This is a genomic window from Nocardioides sp. Soil796 (assembly GCF_001429525.1).
Taxonomy (GTDB): Bacteria; Actinomycetota; Actinomycetes; order Propionibacteriales; family Nocardioidaceae; genus Nocardioides.
The window spans coordinates 415,512-431,974 of sequence record NZ_LMSQ01000018.1 but is presented as its reverse complement, the minus strand read 5'-3'; the positions used below and the strand labels follow the sequence as shown (position 1 = coordinate 431,974).

At 71.0% G+C, this 16,463-nt stretch carries 14 protein-coding genes; 9 read left to right on the top strand and 5 right to left on the bottom strand.

Going from position 1 to position 16,463, the window contains the following annotated elements; genetic code table 11:
• Positions 1 to 137: 137 nt before the first annotated feature.
• The gene (locus ASH02_RS13485) at positions 138 to 776 is read right to left on the bottom strand and encodes a hypothetical protein (RefSeq protein ID WP_056890032.1); all 639 of its coding nucleotides are present in this window, start codon (positions 774 to 776) and stop codon (positions 138 to 140) included.
• Positions 777 to 872: 96 nt separating this feature from the next.
• Between ASH02_RS13485 and ASH02_RS13480 the strand changes: the two genes are divergently transcribed.
• Together ASH02_RS13480 and ASH02_RS13475 are read left to right on the top strand one after the other, a co-directional pair.
• Positions 873 to 1,898: a hypothetical protein gene (locus ASH02_RS13480; RefSeq protein WP_056681879.1), complete on the top strand. Its 1,026-nt coding sequence runs from the start codon at positions 873 to 875 to the stop codon at positions 1,896 to 1,898.
• A 9-nt stretch (positions 1,899 to 1,907) separates the two neighbouring features.
• Positions 1,908 to 2,312 carry a YbaB/EbfC family nucleoid-associated protein gene (locus ASH02_RS13475; RefSeq protein WP_056681876.1) on the top strand — a complete coding sequence of 135 codons (405 nt, stop codon included), beginning with the start codon at positions 1,908 to 1,910 and terminating at the stop codon, positions 2,310 to 2,312.
• Positions 2,313 to 2,319: 7 nt separating this feature from the next.
• Here ASH02_RS13475 and ASH02_RS13470 read toward each other — a convergent pair whose 3' ends face one another.
• On the bottom strand, positions 2,320 to 2,943 hold the full coding sequence (locus tag ASH02_RS13470; RefSeq protein ID WP_056681872.1) for an alpha-ketoglutarate-dependent dioxygenase AlkB: 624 nt from the start codon (positions 2,941 to 2,943) through the stop codon (positions 2,320 to 2,322).
• 120 nt (positions 2,944 to 3,063) lie between these two features.
• On the opposite strand from ASH02_RS13470, the gene ASH02_RS13465 reads away from it, so the two are divergent.
• From ASH02_RS13465 to ASH02_RS13450, 4 genes are all read left to right on the top strand, one after another.
• Entirely contained in the window at positions 3,064 to 3,816 is a 753-nt protein-coding gene (locus ASH02_RS13465; protein ID WP_056681869.1) for an ABC transporter ATP-binding protein, read from the top strand.
• 6 nt (positions 3,817 to 3,822) lie between these two features.
• A complete protein-coding gene (locus ASH02_RS13460) occupies positions 3,823 to 6,366 on the top strand; it encodes an ABC transporter permease (RefSeq protein WP_056890031.1) in 2,544 nt (847 codons plus the stop codon).
• A gap of 124 nt (positions 6,367 to 6,490) precedes the next feature.
• On the top strand, positions 6,491 to 7,210 hold the full coding sequence (locus ASH02_RS13455; protein ID WP_056681864.1) for a GntR family transcriptional regulator: 720 nt from the start codon (positions 6,491 to 6,493) through the stop codon (positions 7,208 to 7,210).
• Positions 7,211 to 7,361: 151 nt separating this feature from the next.
• Entirely contained in the window at positions 7,362 to 8,039 is a 678-nt protein-coding gene (locus ASH02_RS13450) for a copper homeostasis protein CutC (RefSeq protein WP_057294896.1), read from the top strand.
• A gap of 51 nt (positions 8,040 to 8,090) precedes the next feature.
• Here the strand turns inward: ASH02_RS13450 and ASH02_RS13445 are convergent, their stop codons facing one another.
• From ASH02_RS13445 to ASH02_RS13435, 3 genes are read right to left on the bottom strand one after another with little or no spacing between them, the layout of a single operon-like run.
• Positions 8,091 to 9,737 carry a DNA repair helicase XPB gene (locus tag ASH02_RS13445; protein WP_057294895.1) on the bottom strand — a complete coding sequence of 549 codons (1,647 nt, stop codon included), beginning with the start codon at positions 9,735 to 9,737 and terminating at the stop codon, positions 8,091 to 8,093.
• A complete protein-coding gene (locus ASH02_RS27040) occupies positions 9,734 to 10,294 on the bottom strand; it encodes a CGNR zinc finger domain-containing protein (RefSeq protein WP_056681856.1) in 561 nt (186 codons plus the stop codon). Before ASH02_RS27040 ends, ASH02_RS13445 begins: the two co-directional genes overlap by 4 nt.
• 9 nt (positions 10,295 to 10,303) lie before the next feature.
• Positions 10,304 to 12,043 (bottom strand): helicase-associated domain-containing protein, encoded by a 1,740-nt coding sequence (locus tag ASH02_RS13435; protein ID WP_235539044.1) that lies wholly within the window; start codon positions 12,041 to 12,043, stop codon positions 10,304 to 10,306.
• Positions 12,044 to 12,388: 345 nt separating this feature from the next.
• On the opposite strand from ASH02_RS13435, the gene ASH02_RS13430 reads away from it, so the two are divergent.
• Genes ASH02_RS13430 through ASH02_RS13420 form a run of 3 tightly spaced genes read left to right on the top strand, consistent with a single transcriptional unit; the run spans position 12,389 to position 16,435 of the window.
• A complete protein-coding gene (locus ASH02_RS13430; RefSeq protein ID WP_235539042.1) occupies positions 12,389 to 13,207 on the top strand; it encodes a PP2C family protein-serine/threonine phosphatase in 819 nt (272 codons plus the stop codon).
• On the top strand, positions 13,204 to 15,171 hold the full coding sequence (locus tag ASH02_RS13425) for an FHA domain-containing protein (protein ID WP_057294892.1): 1,968 nt from the start codon (positions 13,204 to 13,206) through the stop codon (positions 15,169 to 15,171). Before ASH02_RS13430 ends, ASH02_RS13425 begins: the two co-directional genes overlap by 4 nt.
• Before the next feature lie 16 nt (positions 15,172 to 15,187).
• Complete coding sequence (locus ASH02_RS13420) at positions 15,188 to 16,435, top strand: RDD family protein (RefSeq protein ID WP_057294891.1); 1,248 nt, start codon at positions 15,188 to 15,190, stop codon at positions 16,433 to 16,435.
• Positions 16,436 to 16,463: the final 28 nt, after the last annotated feature.

Sequence of the window (16,463 nt, the reverse complement as noted above, 5' to 3'; positions counted from 1 at the left end):
CTCTTCGCCTCGCTGGTTGAGGAGGCGGCGCCAGCGCCGTCTCGAAGCCACTCCGTCTCGGGGGGAGTGGCTTCGAGGCGAGTCTGGTCTCGATGCACCGCCTCGTTCCTCGGCGGCACTCGACCACCGAAAGACCGTCAGTCGCGCGCGGCCACGTGGCGGCGTACGTCGTCCAGGAACTCTGACTCCCGCACGCCCAGGGCGCTCAGCGGGCTCAAGCGGACGACCTCGCCGCTCTCCGCCCTGGTCACCCGCGGATGGAGGAGGTCACGCAGCTGCCGCTCGCGGCGGGCCACCTCCTTGGGTCCGAGGTGGTCGGCGAGGTCCGTCCCCGCGCACGTGACGACCAGGGTTCGTCCCGGTTCCTCATCGGCAACCGCCACGTCCTGGATTCGCTGCCAGGTCGTGGTGAACCTCGTGGTGCTCGACTCGACACGGAGGCCGTCGCTGCCGACCACCAGCCCGTAGCGTCCCGTCGTACTGCGGCGGGTCTGCACGACGACTGCGATGCCTCCCGCAGTCAGCAGGGTGCCGCACACTCCGAGGCCCAGACTCCAGACCACCCGCACCGCGGTCGTCGGTTCGGTGCGCACCCACTCGCCGGCGTCGGACAGCTCCTTCCGCCCGATCAGGCCGGTCCAGAGGTCACCCGTCCAGACCGTGACCGCACCGACCAGGGCGGCCGCTCCGATCAGCAGCAACACCAGCGCCAGGGCATGGGCCTTGAGGGCGCTCCGGGTCGCCACGCGGTAGAGCGTTCGCGAACCCGATTCCATGACCTGACCGTACCCACGCACGAGGCGCTCGAATCCCGGGCGGTTAGGTCCCGCACTTCGGGGTAGGACGTGCGCAACGGATGAGAGGAGCAGACCATGGGTGAAGTCAATCCCGACCAGGTGCTCGCGATCGCCAAGAAGGTCGCAGCTGAACCACACGCCTACGTGCAACGTGCTCACCACACGGTGGCCAACGAGTGTCCACTGCAACCGCTGGCCTTCGGCATCCTGCCGAGCGCGTTCGTCAGCTCGAGCTATGAAGGGGCGCGCGCCTTCATGGGTACGGCGACGGAGCAGGGCACGGAGGCGACCCTCAACCTGGCCCGTGGCCTGGGCGATGTCGCCCGCGCCTACGGCTCGGCCGAGGCGGTGAACACGGTGAACGCATCGCTGCCAGAGCTGCCACCGACCAACATCGACGGCACCGGCGACTCGACGGGCGGCCAGATCGCCGTTGTCGGGGCGGAGGTCGGGCTGCTGGTGATGTGGTCGTTGACCGGCGCCACCATCGTCGGCTGCTCGGCACTGGCGCCCACGGCCCTCGGCGCGATGACGGCGTGGGCCGTTGTGCAGCCCGACGACGCCGCGCTCTCGCGGGCCTTCAGTGCCTGGGGGTCGGCCCGGATGGATTCGCAGATGGCGAAGAACGAGCTCGCCGCCAAGCTGTCCGGCCTCAACGACGCCTGGCCGAGCAGCGAGACGGCCCGCGAGGCCTACGACAGCTGGAAGCTGCTCTACGACAGCAACCTCGACCTGCTGATCCAGAGCCTCCAGGGCGTCGAGACGACCTTCGACAACGTGGTGGACGCGATCGGGACCTCCGAGGACCTCATGTTCGGCATTGTCGTGGGCACCCTGGCGCTCCTGATCACGCTCACCGCGCTCGAGCTGATTCCCGGCGCATCCGCGGTGATCCAGCCGATCAAGCAGCTGGCCGGTCTGGGGTTGACCCTGGGCACGATCGCGACCGTCATCGGCATCGGCGGCCTGGTCTTCGACCTCATCAAGAACCTCAACGAGCAGGCCAACAATGCCGACGGCTTCCAGATCAACCAGCCGGGCAACCAGGCCCAACCCCACTTCGAGCAGCTGCCCCGGATCGACTGGGCCGCGGACATCTAGGAGAGTGCAGTGATCAAGCCCGAAACCGACATGAAGCGCATGCTGGAGCAGATGACTGCGCAGGTCGAGAAGACCAAGGCCGTGGCAAGGGAAGTGGCCGAGCTGCAGGTCGAGGGTGAGGTGGCCGAGGGACACATCAAGGTCACCGTGACGGCGACCGGTTCCCTGGTCGGCGTACACCTCGACCCGAAGGCCATGCGGATGCCCAGCGAGGACCTGGCCGAGGCGATCGTGGAGGCCTCCCGAGTGGCGACCCAGAACGCCGCGGTCCGCGTGCGTGAGATCTGGGCGGAGAACGGGGTGCAGAGCGACCTCGACGTGGCGTCACTGATCCAGGGGTCCGCCGACGTCGAGACAGACATCGACAAGCGTGTGGACGAAGCCAAGGAGGCCATGCGCCGCCACGGGATCTGAGTCGTCGTCAGAACACGTTGAGGGGCCGGAACTGCACCGAGATGCGAGGTCCCGCGTGCGCCGTCTTGGGCACGCAGTGCTCCCAGGTGCGCTGGCAGGATCCGCCCATCACCAGCAGGTCGCCGTGCCCCATCGTGAACGACACCGACGGTCCACCGCCGCGCGGGCGCAGCATCAGCTTGCGTGGGTCGCCGAAGGAGACGATCGCGACCATGGTGTCCTCATGTCGTCCACGACCGATGGTGTCGCCGTGCCAGGCCACTGAGTCGCGACCGTCGCGGTAGTAGCAGCATCCGGCGGTCTCGAACGGCTCACCCAGCTCGGGCAGGTAGTGCGCACTCAACGCGTCACGGGCTGATCCGAGGACGGCGTGGGGCAGCGGCTCGCCCACGCCGTACGTGTGGACCAGACGCGGCACGTCGACGACCCGGTCCCACATCTCGCGCCGCTCCGCGCGCCACGGCACCGTCTCGACCAGTGCGGTGAAGACGTCGTCGGCGCCGGCGATCCAGTTCGGTCGTACGTCGACCCAGGCGCCACGCGAGAGCGTCGTACGCCGAGCAGGCGCCAGACCACCGACGGACGGCGCGGTGGCCACGTCGAACAGGTTGGCCTGGAACTCGACGCTCATGCGTGCAAGGCTAGCAGATTCATCGAACAGGCGTTCGAAGTCGGGGAAGTCCCTGAACCACCCCCGGAACCTGCCAAAAGCAGTGGGAGCCCGGCCCCGCGATCCCCTAGGTTGGAGCCCATGACGAATGGCTCCGCGCCCGCGGCACGCGTGCAGAACCTGACCAAGACCTACGGCACCGGCCAGGCCCTGATCAAGGCGCTCGACGATGTCACGCTCGACCTCGCCGCGGGGGAGTTCACCGCGGTGATGGGCCCGAGCGGTTCGGGCAAGTCGACGCTGATGCACTGCTGTGCGGCGCTCGACACCGCAGACAGCGGCACCGTCCACATCGGCGAGCACCAGCTCAGCGGCATGGGCGACAAGGAGCTCACCCGGTTGCGGCGCGACGAGATCGGCTTCGTCTTCCAGTCCTACAACCTCGTGCCGACGCTGACCGCCGAGGAGAACATCAAGCTGCCGATGGCGATCGCCGGTCGCAAGCCCGACCCCGAGTGGTACGACACGGTGATCTCGACCGTCGACCTCGGCGACCGGCTCGGCCACAAGCCGAACGAGCTCTCCGGCGGCCAGCAGCAACGCGTCGCGGTGGCGCGTGCCCTGGCCAGTCGGCCGAGCATCATGTTCGCCGACGAGCCGACCGGCAACCTCGACTCGAAGTCGGGCGCCGAGGTGCTCGGGTTGCTGCGCACCAGCGTCGACGACTACGGCCAGACGATCGTGATGGTCACCCACGACCCCGTGGCGGCGGCGTACACCGACCGCGTCGTCTTCCTCGCCGACGGTCGCATCGTCGACGAGCTGCGCGACCCCGACCGGGAGCAGATCCTCGGCAAGATGCAGGAGCTCACCGCCCGCGAGCTCGAGGCCTGACCGACGATGTTCAAGGTCACCTGGCGCAACCTGCTGGCCCGCAAGGTGCGGCTGATGCTCTCCGCCTTCGCGATCGTGCTCGGCGTCGCGTTCGTGTCCGGCACGATGATCTTCACCGACGCGATGGGCGGGGCGTTCGACGACATCATCGAGGGCTCCACGGCCGACGTCGAGATCGCGTACGCCGGCGCGGGCGACTTCGACTCCATGCAGGACAACCGCACGATTCCCGCCTCCGTCGTCGCCGACCTCGAGAAGCTGCCCGAGGTCGAGTCGGCGCACCCGCAGAACGTGCTGCAGTCGGTCTTCATCATCGGCAACAACGGCAAGGTGGTCGGTGGCAGCGGCCCGCCCGGGCTCGCCTTCAACCCGACCACGGCGACCTCGATGAACGGCAACCCGGTGCTGGTCACCGCCAAGGGTGAGCTGCCCGACGGCCCCGACGAGATCGCGATCGACGTCGACGCCGCCAAGAAGGCCGACTACGACATCGGCGACACCGTCACGCTGGCCACCGGCGCCACCCCGCCGACGATGAAGGCGAAGCTGACCGGGCTCGTCGAGTTCGGCTCCGGCGGCCTCAACGGCGCGACCCTGACCGTCTTCGACACGAAGTTCCTCCAGAAGAAGTTCTTCGGCGGCCGCGACGTCTACACCTCCATCTCACTGAACGCCGCCGACGGGGTCTCCCAGACCCAGCTGCGCGACGCCGCCCAGAAGGTGCTGCCCAAGGGAGTCGAGGCGCGCACCGGTGACGACGCGGTCGAGGAGAACCAGGCCAGCCTCGACGAGATCCTGGGCTTCCTGAAGACGTTCCTGCTGGTCTTCGCCGGCGTCGCCCTGGTGGTCGGCGTCTTCCTGATCATCAACACCTTCTCGATCCTGGTCGCCCAGCGCAGCCGCGAGCTCGCCCTGCTGCGGGCCCTCGGCGCCTCGCGCGGGCAGGTCAACCGGTCGGTGATCAGCGAGGCGGTCGTGGTCGGGCTGGTCGGGTCGACCCTCGGGCTCGGAGTGGGCTACCTGCTCGCGTTGTTCCTGAGATTCCTGTTCGGGCAGTTCGGGCTCGACCTCGGGGGCGCCGAGTTCCCGGTCACCGGCTGGACCGTCTTCTGGTCGTACGCCGTCGGGCTGGTCGTCACCACGATCGCCGCGGTGCTGCCCGCCGTACGCGCATCCCGCATCCCGCCGATCGCGGCGCTCCGCGACGACGTCGCTCTGCCCGAGGCGACCCTGCGCAAGCGGATGGTCGTCGGCACCGTGCTGGTGGTGCTGGGCGCCGCGGGCATGGCCGGTGGACTGATCGGGTCCGGCACGCTCGGACTGGTGCTGATCGGTGGCGGCATCCTGCTGATCCTGATCGGCGTGGCGCTGATGAGCGCGCTGCTCGGCCGGCCGCTGCTCACCCTCTTCGGCGCGATCTACCGCAGGCTGTTCGGCAGTGTCGGCAACCTCGCCGCGCAGAACACGCTGCGCAACCCGCGCCGCACCGGCGCGACCGCCAGCGCACTGATGATCGGCCTGGCCCTGATGTCGATGATGTCGATCTTCGGGGCGTCGGCGTCGGCGTCGACCGATGCCGCGATCGGCACGTCGCTGACCTCGCAGTTCATCGTCTCCAACGTGGTGGGCCAGCCGTTCTCGCCCGACGTGGCCCGTCAGGTCCGCAAGCTCGACACCGTCGAGGGTGTGGCCTCGGTGCGCCAGGGCTACCCCAAGGTCAAGGGGAGCACCGTCTACGCCGCCGCGATGCGCGCACAGGACATCAAGTTCGCCTTCCGCATCCCGGTCTCGTCGGGCAACCTTGCCGATCTCGGCCCCGGCAAGGCGGCTGTCGCCGAAGGGCAGGCCGAGGACAAGGGGCTCTCCATCGGCGACTCGGTCACCCTCGACTTCCAGGCAGGCAAGGTGAAACTCGAGGTCGTCGCGATCTTCGACGGCGTCGGCGTGGTGCCCGGCAACTACCTCGTCACCCCCGACACGCTCACCAAGGGCGGCCTCGTGCCGCTCGACTCGATGGTCTTCGTGACCAAGAAGGACGGCGCCTCGACCGACGACCTGAAGGACCAGATCGACGAGATCACCAAGGACCTTCCGACCGTCACCGTCAAGGACCCCGAGGGGTACGCCGACGAGCAGAAGACCCAGATCAACCAGTTCCTCTACATGATCTACGGGCTGCTCGGACTGTCGGTGATCATCGCGATCCTCGGCGTCGTCAACACGTTGAGCCTCTCGGTCATCGAGCGCACCCGCGAGGTCGGCCTGCTCCGCGCGGTCGGCCTCAGCCGGCGCCAGCTGCGCACGATGATCCGGCTCGAGTCGGTGGTCGTCGCGGTCTTCGGTGCCCTGCTCGGCATGGTGATGGGCGTGGTCTTCGGGTCCACGCTGGTGTGGGCGCTGGCCGACCAGGGGCTCACCGAGCTCTCGATCCCGTGGGGGCTGCTGGTCGTCTTCGTGGTCGCCTCCGGGGTGCTCGGCGTACTCGCCGCGGTGTTCCCGGCCCGGCGTGCGGCGAAGCTCGACGTGCTGCGGGCGATCGCCACCGAGTAGCCCGAGGGGGTCGTGTCTCCCGGGACGACCTGCCCCAGCCGAACAGTCAGACTCCGTAGTCCCAACGGGTCATCTTCACCGCAAACGCCGGAGAGGCGGGCGCGGGCGCTGCGACACTCGCGACGTGGACCAGGCCCTCGACTTCACGACCGCGCCGCCGCGCAAGCACGTCGCGGTGCGCGAATACGTGCGCGACCTCATCCACGGCCTGCCCGCCGGGTCGCCGGCGCCCTCCGAGCGCGAGCTGGTGCAGCGGTTCGGCGTGGCCCGGATGACGGTCCGTCAGGCCATCGAGGCGCTGGTCGCCGAGGGCCTGCTCGACCGGATCCCCGGCAAGGGCACCTTCGTCAGCGAGCCCCGGACCCGCGTCGGGGAGCTGCGCAGCTTCACCGACGAGATGAGCAGCCGCGGCCTCCTCGCGGAGTCGCAGACCCTCGTCGCCAGGCTCGAGAAGGCCGGCCCCGGCGTGGCGCGCGCGCTGACGATCAGTGAGGGCGACGCCGTGATCCGCTGGCAGCGGCTGCGGCGTGCCGACGGCGAGACGATGTGCATCGAGAACGCCTACCTCTCCGAGGTGCTGCTGCCCGGCTTCCTGCAGGCCGCACTGCCGGTGAGCCTCTACGCCGAGCTCGAGGACCGCGGCCTGCGTCCGACCTGGGCCGAGGACTCCGTCAGCGCCGCGATCGCCACGGCCGAGGAGTCCGACCTGCTCGGCATCGCCGCCGGATCGCCGGTGCTGCGCGTGGCGCGGCGGGCGTTCATGGACGACAAGGCGGTCGAGGTCTCACGCTCGACCTACCGCGCCGACCGCTTCACCCTCTGGGTCCAGTTCGCCGCCCACTGACCTGTCGACAGTTCACGTCGACCCGTCGCCAGTTCACGTCGACCTGTCGCCAGTTCACGCGGCGCACAGAAACTCACGACGGGTCGACCAGAACTCACGACAGGTCGATCAATGCCGGGTCGGGAGTGGCAACGGCAATAGGCTGCGCCGCATGAGCCTCCTCCTCGAAGTCGCGATCCGCAGTGAGCGCGACGTGATGGGAGCCCAGGAAGGCGGAGCCGACCGGCTGCTGCTGGCCGACGCCAACGGGCGTTCGCCCGACCTCACCGCCGCCTCCGTGGCGCTGCGTGAGGCCGACATCCCGGTGCGCATCGTGCTGCGCCTCAACGACTCGTTCACCACCACCGGCGGCGAGTTCACCCGCCTGGTCGGCCTCGCCCAGGAGTACGTCGCACTGGGCGCCGAGGGTGTCGCGTTCGGGTTCCTCGACGCCGACCTCGACATCGACGAAGCCACCTGCCGAGCGCTCGCCGAGTCACTCGAGGGCGTGCCGTGGACGTTCCACGACGCGGTCGACTCGGGACTCGACACCCGCCGCGTCTGGCGCTCGCTTCTCCAGCTGCCCGGCCTGGACGGCGTACTCACCTCGGGATCGCCGCAGGGTCTCGGCGTCGGGTACGACGACCTGCTGGCCACCGCCCAGGCGGACGAACGGGCGGCGGCGCTGATGCTGCCCGGTCAGGGCCTGTTGCCCGAGCATGTGCCGTGGCTGGCCCGCGCGGGGGTCACCAAGTTCCACATCGGCATCCAGGCTCGCCCCGGTGCGTCGTACAAGTCGTACGTCGACTCCGGTCACGTCCGCTCGTGGCGGCTCCTGCTCGACTCCTGAATCGGGGCGGGCGACTCGACCGGGCAGAACCCAGACGATTTCGATGGTGGGTCAGGCGTCGAGCGCGGGCAGGTCGTCGGCGTCGACGATGCGGTAGGCATACCCCTGCTCCGCGAGGAACCGCTGCCGGTTCTGCGCGAAGTCCGCGTCGACCGTGTCGCGCGAGACGATCGTGTAGAAGTGAGCGGACTTGCCCTCCGACTTGGGGCGCAGCAGCCGGCCGAGGCGCTGGGCCTCCTCCTGGCGTGACCCGAAGGACCCGGAGACCTGGATGGCGACCTCCGCCGAGGGCAGGTCGATGGAGAAGTTGGCGACCTTCGAGACCACCAGCAGCCCGATCTCGCCGGACCGGAAAGCCTCGAACAACCGCTGCCGTTCACGCACGGTCGTCTCACCCTTGATCACCGGTGCGTCGAGGGCCGCGGCGAGCTCGTCGAGCTGGTCGATGTACTGCCCGATCACCAGCGTGGGTTGGCCGGAGTGCTGCTGGACCAGCTGCTTGACCACGTCGATCTTGTGGTGCGTGCACGCGGCCAGCCGGTAGCGCTCCTCCGGCTCCGCGACCGCATAGGCCATCCGCTCGGCAGACGGCAGCGTCACCCGCACCTCGACGCAGTCGGCCGGCGCGATGTAGCCCTGCGCCTCGATGTCCTTCCACGGCGCGTCGAAGCGCTTCGGCCCGATCAGCGAGAACACGTCGCCCTCGCGGCCGTCCTCACGCACCAGCGTGGCGGTGAGGCCCAGGCGTCGCCGGGCCTGCAGGTCGGCGGTCATGCGGAAGATCGGCGCGGGAAGGAGGTGCACCTCGTCGTACACGACCAGGCCCCAGTCGCGCGCGTCGAGCAGCTCGAGGTGCGGGTAGGCGCCCTTCCGCCGCAGCGTGAGCACCTGGTACGTCGCGATGGTGACCGGCCGGATCTCCTTGACGGCGCCGGAGTACTCGCCGATCTCGTCCTCGGTCAGGGTCGTCCGCCGGACCAGCTCGTCCTTCCACTGCCGCGCGGACACTGTGTTGGTGACCAGGATCAGCGTGGTCGCCTGCGCGTGGCCCATTGCCGCGGCACCGACGATCGTCTTGCCCGCACCACAGGGGAGCACGACGACACCGGAGCCGCCGTGCCAGAACGACTCGGCCGCCTCGGCCTGGTAGTTGCGCAGGTGCCAGCCCTCTTCGCGCAATGCGATCGGGTGCGACTCGCCGTCGACGTAGCCGGCGAAGTCCTCGGCCGGCCAGCCGAGCTTCAACAGTGCCTGCTTGAGATTGCCGCGCTCGGAGCCGTGGACGACGACCGTCTCGTCGTCGACCCGGTCGCCGATCATGCCCTTGATCTTCTTGGCGCGCAGCACCTCCTCGAGCACCGGCTTGTCGGTGGAGGAGAGCACCAGCCCGTGCACCGGGTGCTTGTCGAGGCGAAGCCGCCCGAAGCGCGACATCGTCTCGGCGATGTCGACCAGCAGTGCGTGCGGCACGGAGTAGCGGGAGTACTTCAGCAGCGTGTCGACGACCTGCTCGGCGTCGTGACCGGCGGCGCGGGCGTTCCACAGCCCGAGCGGCGTCAGCCGGTAGGTGTGCACGTGCTCCGGCGAGCGTTCGAGCTCGGCGAACGGCGCGATCGCCCGTCGGCAGTCGGCAGCGTCGTCGTGGTCGATCTCCAGTAGCAACGTCTTGTCGGACTGGACGATCAGGGGTCCGTTCACAGGGCCTTGCTCTCGGGGAGTTCGTCGGCGAGTGGCACGGAGGCGACCTTCTTGCGGGCGCGGTACGCCGCCACGTTGGCCCGCGACGAGCACCGGTCGGAGCAGTAGCGGCGCGACTGGTTCGGCGAGGTGTCGACGTAGACGTTGGTGCACGGCGACGCCGCGCAGACTCCCAGCCGGGTGGGGCCGAGGTCGCAGACCAGCGTGGCCAGCCCGAGCAGGGCCTCGGAGACCAGCAGCTCGGAGACCGACGCGGCCCGGTTGGCGACGTGCAGGTGCAGGTTGCCCAGGTCGTGGTCGGAGATCATCGGCGTCACCGGGTGCCGGTCGAGCAGGTCGTTGAGGCCAGCCACGACAGTCTTCACGTCGTCGTCGCCCGAGGCCACGAAGACGGGCCGCAGGTCGTCGGCGAACCGGCGCAGGTGCGCGACGTCCTTCTCGGTGGTCTGGCTGTGCAGCCACTCACGGCGGGAGAGGAAGTCGATGAGGTCGTCGACGTCTGCGATGTCTGCGTTGAGCAGACTCGCAGCCGACTCGGCGTACCTGATGAAATCCACGGGCCCAGTCTACGTTTCCGCACCAGTGACATTCCGGACGGCCGTGATCCGGTGGATCGAGAACGCGCGCCGGTCGTCGCTGCGGTGGTCGTACGCCGTGAGCTGGCCGCCCTCGACGCGCACCGGGTCGACCACGCGCTCGGTGGCGGTGCCGTGGTTGTCGAGGTAGCCGATCCACACGCTGGTGCCCGACTCGATCGCGGCTCGCAGCATGGCCAGCGAGTCGGCCGGCGTGGTGGCGGTGCGGGCCTCGGGACGCAGGTCGCGGGCCCGGTCGCCGGCCCGGATCGCCGCGACCGCGTGGGTCACCTGGGCCTGCGCGCGGGCGGCGTCACGCCCGGTGGTGCGCTGCTTGGGCGTGCGGGCCCGGCGTACGGCGGGGCGCGCGACGTGCACGGTGCCGTCCTCGGCCTCGACCACGGGTGCGGCGCCGAGCTCGCGCAGGCGGGGCAGCAGCACGTCGATCGGGGTGGTGCTGATCAACACCGTGGGGGCGATCCGCCGCAGGCCGAGCGTGGAGGCGCCGCGAAGGTGCAGGAGGGCCTCGAGGGCGGCCTCGTCGTCGGTGCGGAGGAACGCCTCGGCGTAGCCGACCCGCAGCGAGCCGTAGGTGCGAGCGGTGTCGTCGACCAGGTAGGCCAGCGGCTGGGGGATCTCGGTGCGCGACACCGAGGTGAGGAACGCGTGGATCTCGTGGGAGGTCCAGCCGGCGTCGAGGGCCCGACGCACCGACGAGGAGGAGAAGCGGTAGGTGGTGGCGCCGCCGCGGGACTCGACGTCGGCGATCAGCTGCAGCTTGGCGGCCAGCGCGGACTCCAGCGGCCCCGGGGCGATCGCGGTGAGGTCGCCCTGGATGAGGATGTGGTCGAGCGGCTCGGGCAGCAGCGGCGCCAGGGCTGCGACGGCCTCGTCGCGGGAGCCGGACACCAGTCGCCGGCCGAAGTCGGAGAGCCCGCCGAGCCCGGTCACGCCGACCAGGGCCGCCTCCTCGGTCGACCACGCGACGAGGCGGGGCAGTGTGGAGGGGCGACGGGGCCGCAGCCACTGCACACGCGCCACCAGGGACGGGACGCCGGTGGCCGTTGCCAGCACCGTGCCGGGCTCGAGTGCGGCGAGCTGGGCCAGCGAGACCAGCCGGGTGTCGACCAGGTGCGGGTCCACCAGGCCGGGTGCCAGTGGGTTCAGCGACTTGCCGGCGGAGTCCTTGGCGCCCACCATCCCCGAGACGCATGGGCTGGACAGCCAGGCCTGGGCCAGGTCTGCCCAGCGCTCGGCGAACGGCTTGCGGCACCACGCGTCGTACGCGTCGGTGGGGATCCAGTTGTCGGCCACGTCGGCCGAGACGGTCGCGACCAGGCCGGCGGCGGCGGCCAGCTCGACCAGGAACCCGGCCTCGCGCAGGTCGACGTGCAGCAGCACGCCGGCGGCCTTGAGGTCGCGAACGGCCAGCCCGCCCGTGCGCAGGACGGGCGGCGGAGCCGTGCCCCACGCATCGAGCAACAGCTCCACCCGGCGTACGACGTCGAACGCGGCACCGGCCGCGGCCCCTGAGGTCATGGACGCGTCGCGCTCGCTGGTCAGCAGCTCCGGCAGGGGTACGGCGGCGCCGTCGTACTCGCCCCCGCGGGGCAGCAGCTCGGCGACGACGCTGAGCGGACGGGGTCCGGCGGAGGACTCCCAGACCAGGGCGAGGTCGAGCAGTCGGGCGAGGTCAGGATCGTCAGCCGATCGGGTTTCGCCGTCGGTCACGAGGGCATGAAGCAGCCAGAGCTCGGCGCGGGTGAGTCGGTCGAGCGCGCGGAGGACAGAGGCCCTGGTGGCCGCCCGCGAGGCAAGCTGAGACGAATCCTGAGGAGCGGGAGTGGCCAGATCGGGGCGGGCGCGCAGCAACTGCGCGAGACGAGTTTCGGGCCACGCGCGAAGTTGGTCCGCCAATGAGCGGAACGCCGGATCGGATCCGGCGGCGGGGGAGGCGACCATCCCACTCACGCTACTAGTCAGTGTGGCTGAGGCCCTAACCTGTCGGTGCGGGCATCTCAGGGAGCGCTGGGAGTGACCCGCATGTTGACCGGGACAGTGAGGAGTGGCGTGGCCGTGGTTCATCTCCAGTGTGGTGCCGCCACCGACGTCGGGCGGGTGCGCTCGACCAACGAGGACGCGCACTTCGCGTCGTCACCCGTCTTCGTGGTCGCCGACGGCATGGGCGGCCACCAGGCCGGAGACATCGCCAGCGCGATCGTCGTCGAGGAGTTCGCCCGCCTGGCCCACGACGGCTACGACTCGAGCAAGGCCCCCGAAGTGGTCACCGAGTCCCTGAAGCGTTGCCAGCGCAGCATCCAGCAGTACGGCGAGGCGCACCGCAACGAGGGCGACGGCGACTGGTACGCCGGAACGACGGTCGCCGCTGCCGTGCTCTGCGAGGACGAGGAGGGCGCCAAGTGGCTGCTCACCAACCTCGGTGACTCGCGCATCTACAAGCTGCACAACGGCAGCCTCGACCAGGTCTCGGTCGACCACTCCCTGGTGCAGGAGCTGCTCGACTCCGGCGAGATCAACGCCGAGGAGGCCGCCACCCACCCCGAGCGGCACGTGATCACCCGGGCGCTCGGCGGACCGGTGTTCCGCGACCCCGACTTCTTCGTGCTGCCGCTCTCGTCGGCCGAGCGTCTCGTGCTCTGCTCCGACGGGGTCAGCGGCATGATCGCCGACCACGTGATCCACCAGATCGTGTCCACCACCGACGACCCGCGCGACGCGGCCGAGGCACTCGTCTCGGCGGCGGTCGCGGCGGGCGGCGAGGACAACGCGACCGCTGTCGTGGTCGATGTGGTGGGATTGACCGAGAGCGCGACGCCCCACGTGTTGCGCACCGAACCTGTGAGCCTGGAAGAGAAGTTGGGGGCACTCCCATGAACGACGCTCCACAGAACGCCATCCGCAGCTACCGCCCGGGCGGGTGGTACGCCGTCTTCGGCGAGCACGCCTGCGTGCTCCTGCCGGAGAGTGAGAAGCCGCGGGTGGCCGCACTCTGGGAGCTGGTCGACGCCGGAGCCGGCTTCGACGAGTTGCTCGACGCGCTGATCGCGACGGGACTGCGTTCCCTGCCCGGCTTCGTGCTGGTCAGCACCGCCGAGGACCCGACCCGCATCGTCCTGCGTGGCGCCGCCCGCGCAGTGGTGACCCTCGAGAGCGGCGAGGCCGTCGACGTCGACGGTGGCGCCGCCGCCACCTGGGTCGAACAGGCCCTGTCGGGCGTGGTCTCGCTCCAGCTGGTGCTCGAGGACGCCGAGGAGGCGGTCGACTTCGGCATCCGCGGCGGACTCGTCCGGGTCTCGCGCGTCGACCAGCCGCCGGTCTCTTCAGGCACGATGGCCCCGGCCGCCGGTGCCGCCGCCGCGTCCGTGCCCACGGCTGCCTCGGGGGAGTCCGAGGTGGCGCCGGCCGACGCCGGCCAGTCGAGCGGTGCCGGTGCGGGTGTCGGTGTCGGTGCACCCGCCACGCCGTACGCCGCCCCGGTGGTGGCGCCCGTGGTCGGGTTCGACCCACTCACCGACGACCTGCCCGAGCACGCCTACGCGCAGGAGCCCGTAGTCGAGGAGCCCGCAGCCGACGAGATCGCCGGTGCGCGGTCCGGTGAGACGCCGAGCGTCGAGGCGCCGGCGGTCGAGGAGCCCCCGGCGGCGGCGGTCGAGGAGCCGGTCGTCGACGAGCCCCCGGCGGCGCCGGTCGAGGACCTGCCGATCGCCGACGAGCCCGTCGCCTACGAACCCGTCGCCGACGAGGTGCCCGAGGCGGGTGCCGACGCACCGACCGAGGCCCACGCCTTCCCGTTCTTCAACGACCCCGACCCCGAGACCGGCGAGCTGCCGGCCGTGCAGGACGCCGACGCGCCCGCCAAGTCGGCGTGGGGCGACCCGGAGCCGGTGCCCGAGCCGGCGCCCGCCAAGTCCGCGTGGGGCGACCCCGAGCCCGTGCCAGAGCCGGTTGCCGAGGAGGCTCCGGTCGAGCAGACGCCCGAGGCGCCCGCCAAGTCCGCCTGGGGAGACCCCGAGCCGGCCCCGGCCGCCGAGGCGCCCGCCGAACCCGCGTGGGGCCAGCCGGAGCAGCCCGCCGCCGAGACCGGCCAGGCACCTGCCGCAGCCGCACCCCCGTCCGAACCCGCGTGGGGCCAGCCGCAGCCTCCTGCCGACGCGACCCAGCCACCGTCCGCGCCTCCCGCCGAACCGGCCTGGGGCCAGCCGCAGCAGGGCAACGTCTACACGCCGTCCGAGGCGCCCTCGAACCCGTTCGCTCCCGGGGCCGACAACCCCGCCGAGCCGCCGATGTGGGAGCCGCCGGCCCCGGCGTCCGCACCCCAGTGGGGAGCACCGCAGGCGCCCGAGGCCCCGGCCTGGGGCAACCAGGGTGACGTGCAGGACGCCGACCACGACGGCAACACCGCCGCCGGCGGCTACCAGGCCGACCAGTTCGCGCGCCAGCACCCAGGAATCCCCGGCCAGCCGCCGGCGCCCAGCGTGACCGCGCACGCGGTCGCCCGCCTGGTGTTCTCCAGCGGCGAGACCATCGACGTCGACCGTGCCGTCCTGGTCGGGCGCGCCCCCGAGGCGCGCCGGTTCACCTCCACGGACCAGCCGCGCCTGGTCACCGTGCCGAGCCCGAACCAGGAGATCTCCTCGACCCACCTCGAGGTGCGTCCGGGCTCCGGCGTCGACCACGGCAGCGCCATCGTCACCGACATGGGCTCGACCAACGGAACCGTGCTGACCCAGCCCGGGTTCGCCCCCGAGGACCTCCAGCCCGGCATTGCCGTACAGCTGCTGCCCGGCTCGGTGATCGACCTCGGTGACGGAGTCACCATCCAGGTCACCAGCCTCTGAGCCGGCGCCCGCCGCCATGTCCCTGAACCCCGAGAGCGCGCTCGCGGCCGAGCCGGAACGGCGCTTCCAGGCGTTCGTCGTGGACCGGGCGGTGGCGTGGTCGCTGTTCGCGGCCGCGGGTGTGGCGGCGTGGTGGTGGTTCTTCCGCGAGGGCAGTCCGTGGCCCGGCGTCGCGCTCGTCGCCGGCACGGTCCTCGTGGTCAGCGTGGTCTTCGCGGTGCTGCTCGGCACCAGGGGGACCTCGCCGGGCAAGGCCCTGTTCGGACTCCGCGTCGTCTCCCACGAGGGCGGCGGACCGATCGGCGTCGGCAAGGCACTGCTGCGCACCCTCGTCGTCGGCCTCGGTTCGTTGCCGATGTTCGGGCTCGGGCTGGCCACGCTCGCGTGGACCGCGGTCGAGGACCGCTCCCGCGAACGCCGTGGCTGGCACGACCAGGTGGCCGGATCGGTGGTCGTCGACGTACGCCCCCGGCCGGTGGCCGAGGTGGCCGTCGAGGAACGCCCGCGCCACGTGGTCAACCTGACGGCGATGAAGCTGGTGCCGGTGCGGCACGCTCCGAAGCCCGTCGGGGCGGCCCTCTCGGGTGCGCCCGGCCGCACGTCGGCAGGGCCGGCGACCGGCCCCACCACGGGCACACCAACCGGCACGCCGACCGGCACACCAACGGGCCGGCCCACCAGCACGCCGACCGCACCGCCCGCGCTCTCCCAGGAGCCACCGGCCCCACCCACCCAGGTGCCTGCGGCCCGACCCGTCCAGGCACCGGAGCCGCAACCGCCGGCACCGCGGCCAGCCGCGCAGCTGCCGCAGGCGCCCACGGCCCCTCGCCAGGCCGGGCGCAACGACGGGCTGTCCGACCGCACGGTGCCCGGCGGCGGCGTCGAGCATCCCGACGCCCCGTCGACCAGCCCCGGTCCGCGGACGCGAGTCACCTGGCGGATCACCTTCGACTCCGGTGAGACGTTCGTGGTGGAAGGTCTCGGCGTCCTCGGACGCCAGCCCGTCGGGCGGCCGGGGGAGCCGGTGCGCCACGTCGTACCCCTGCGTTCGGAGGACATGTCGATCTCCAAGACGCACGCACAGTTTCACCTGGCCTCCGACGGGGCACTGGTGTTCATCGACCGAGGGTCCACCAACGGTTCGCTGCTCGTCCGCAAGGGTGTGTCGCGCGAACTCACGGCGGGTCGCCCTGCCACGCTGGTCGACGGTGACCGCGTGGTCTTCGGCGATCGCCAGATGAAGGTTTCCAGGGAGGACCAATGAACACACACTGCATGCTCGAGGAGATCTG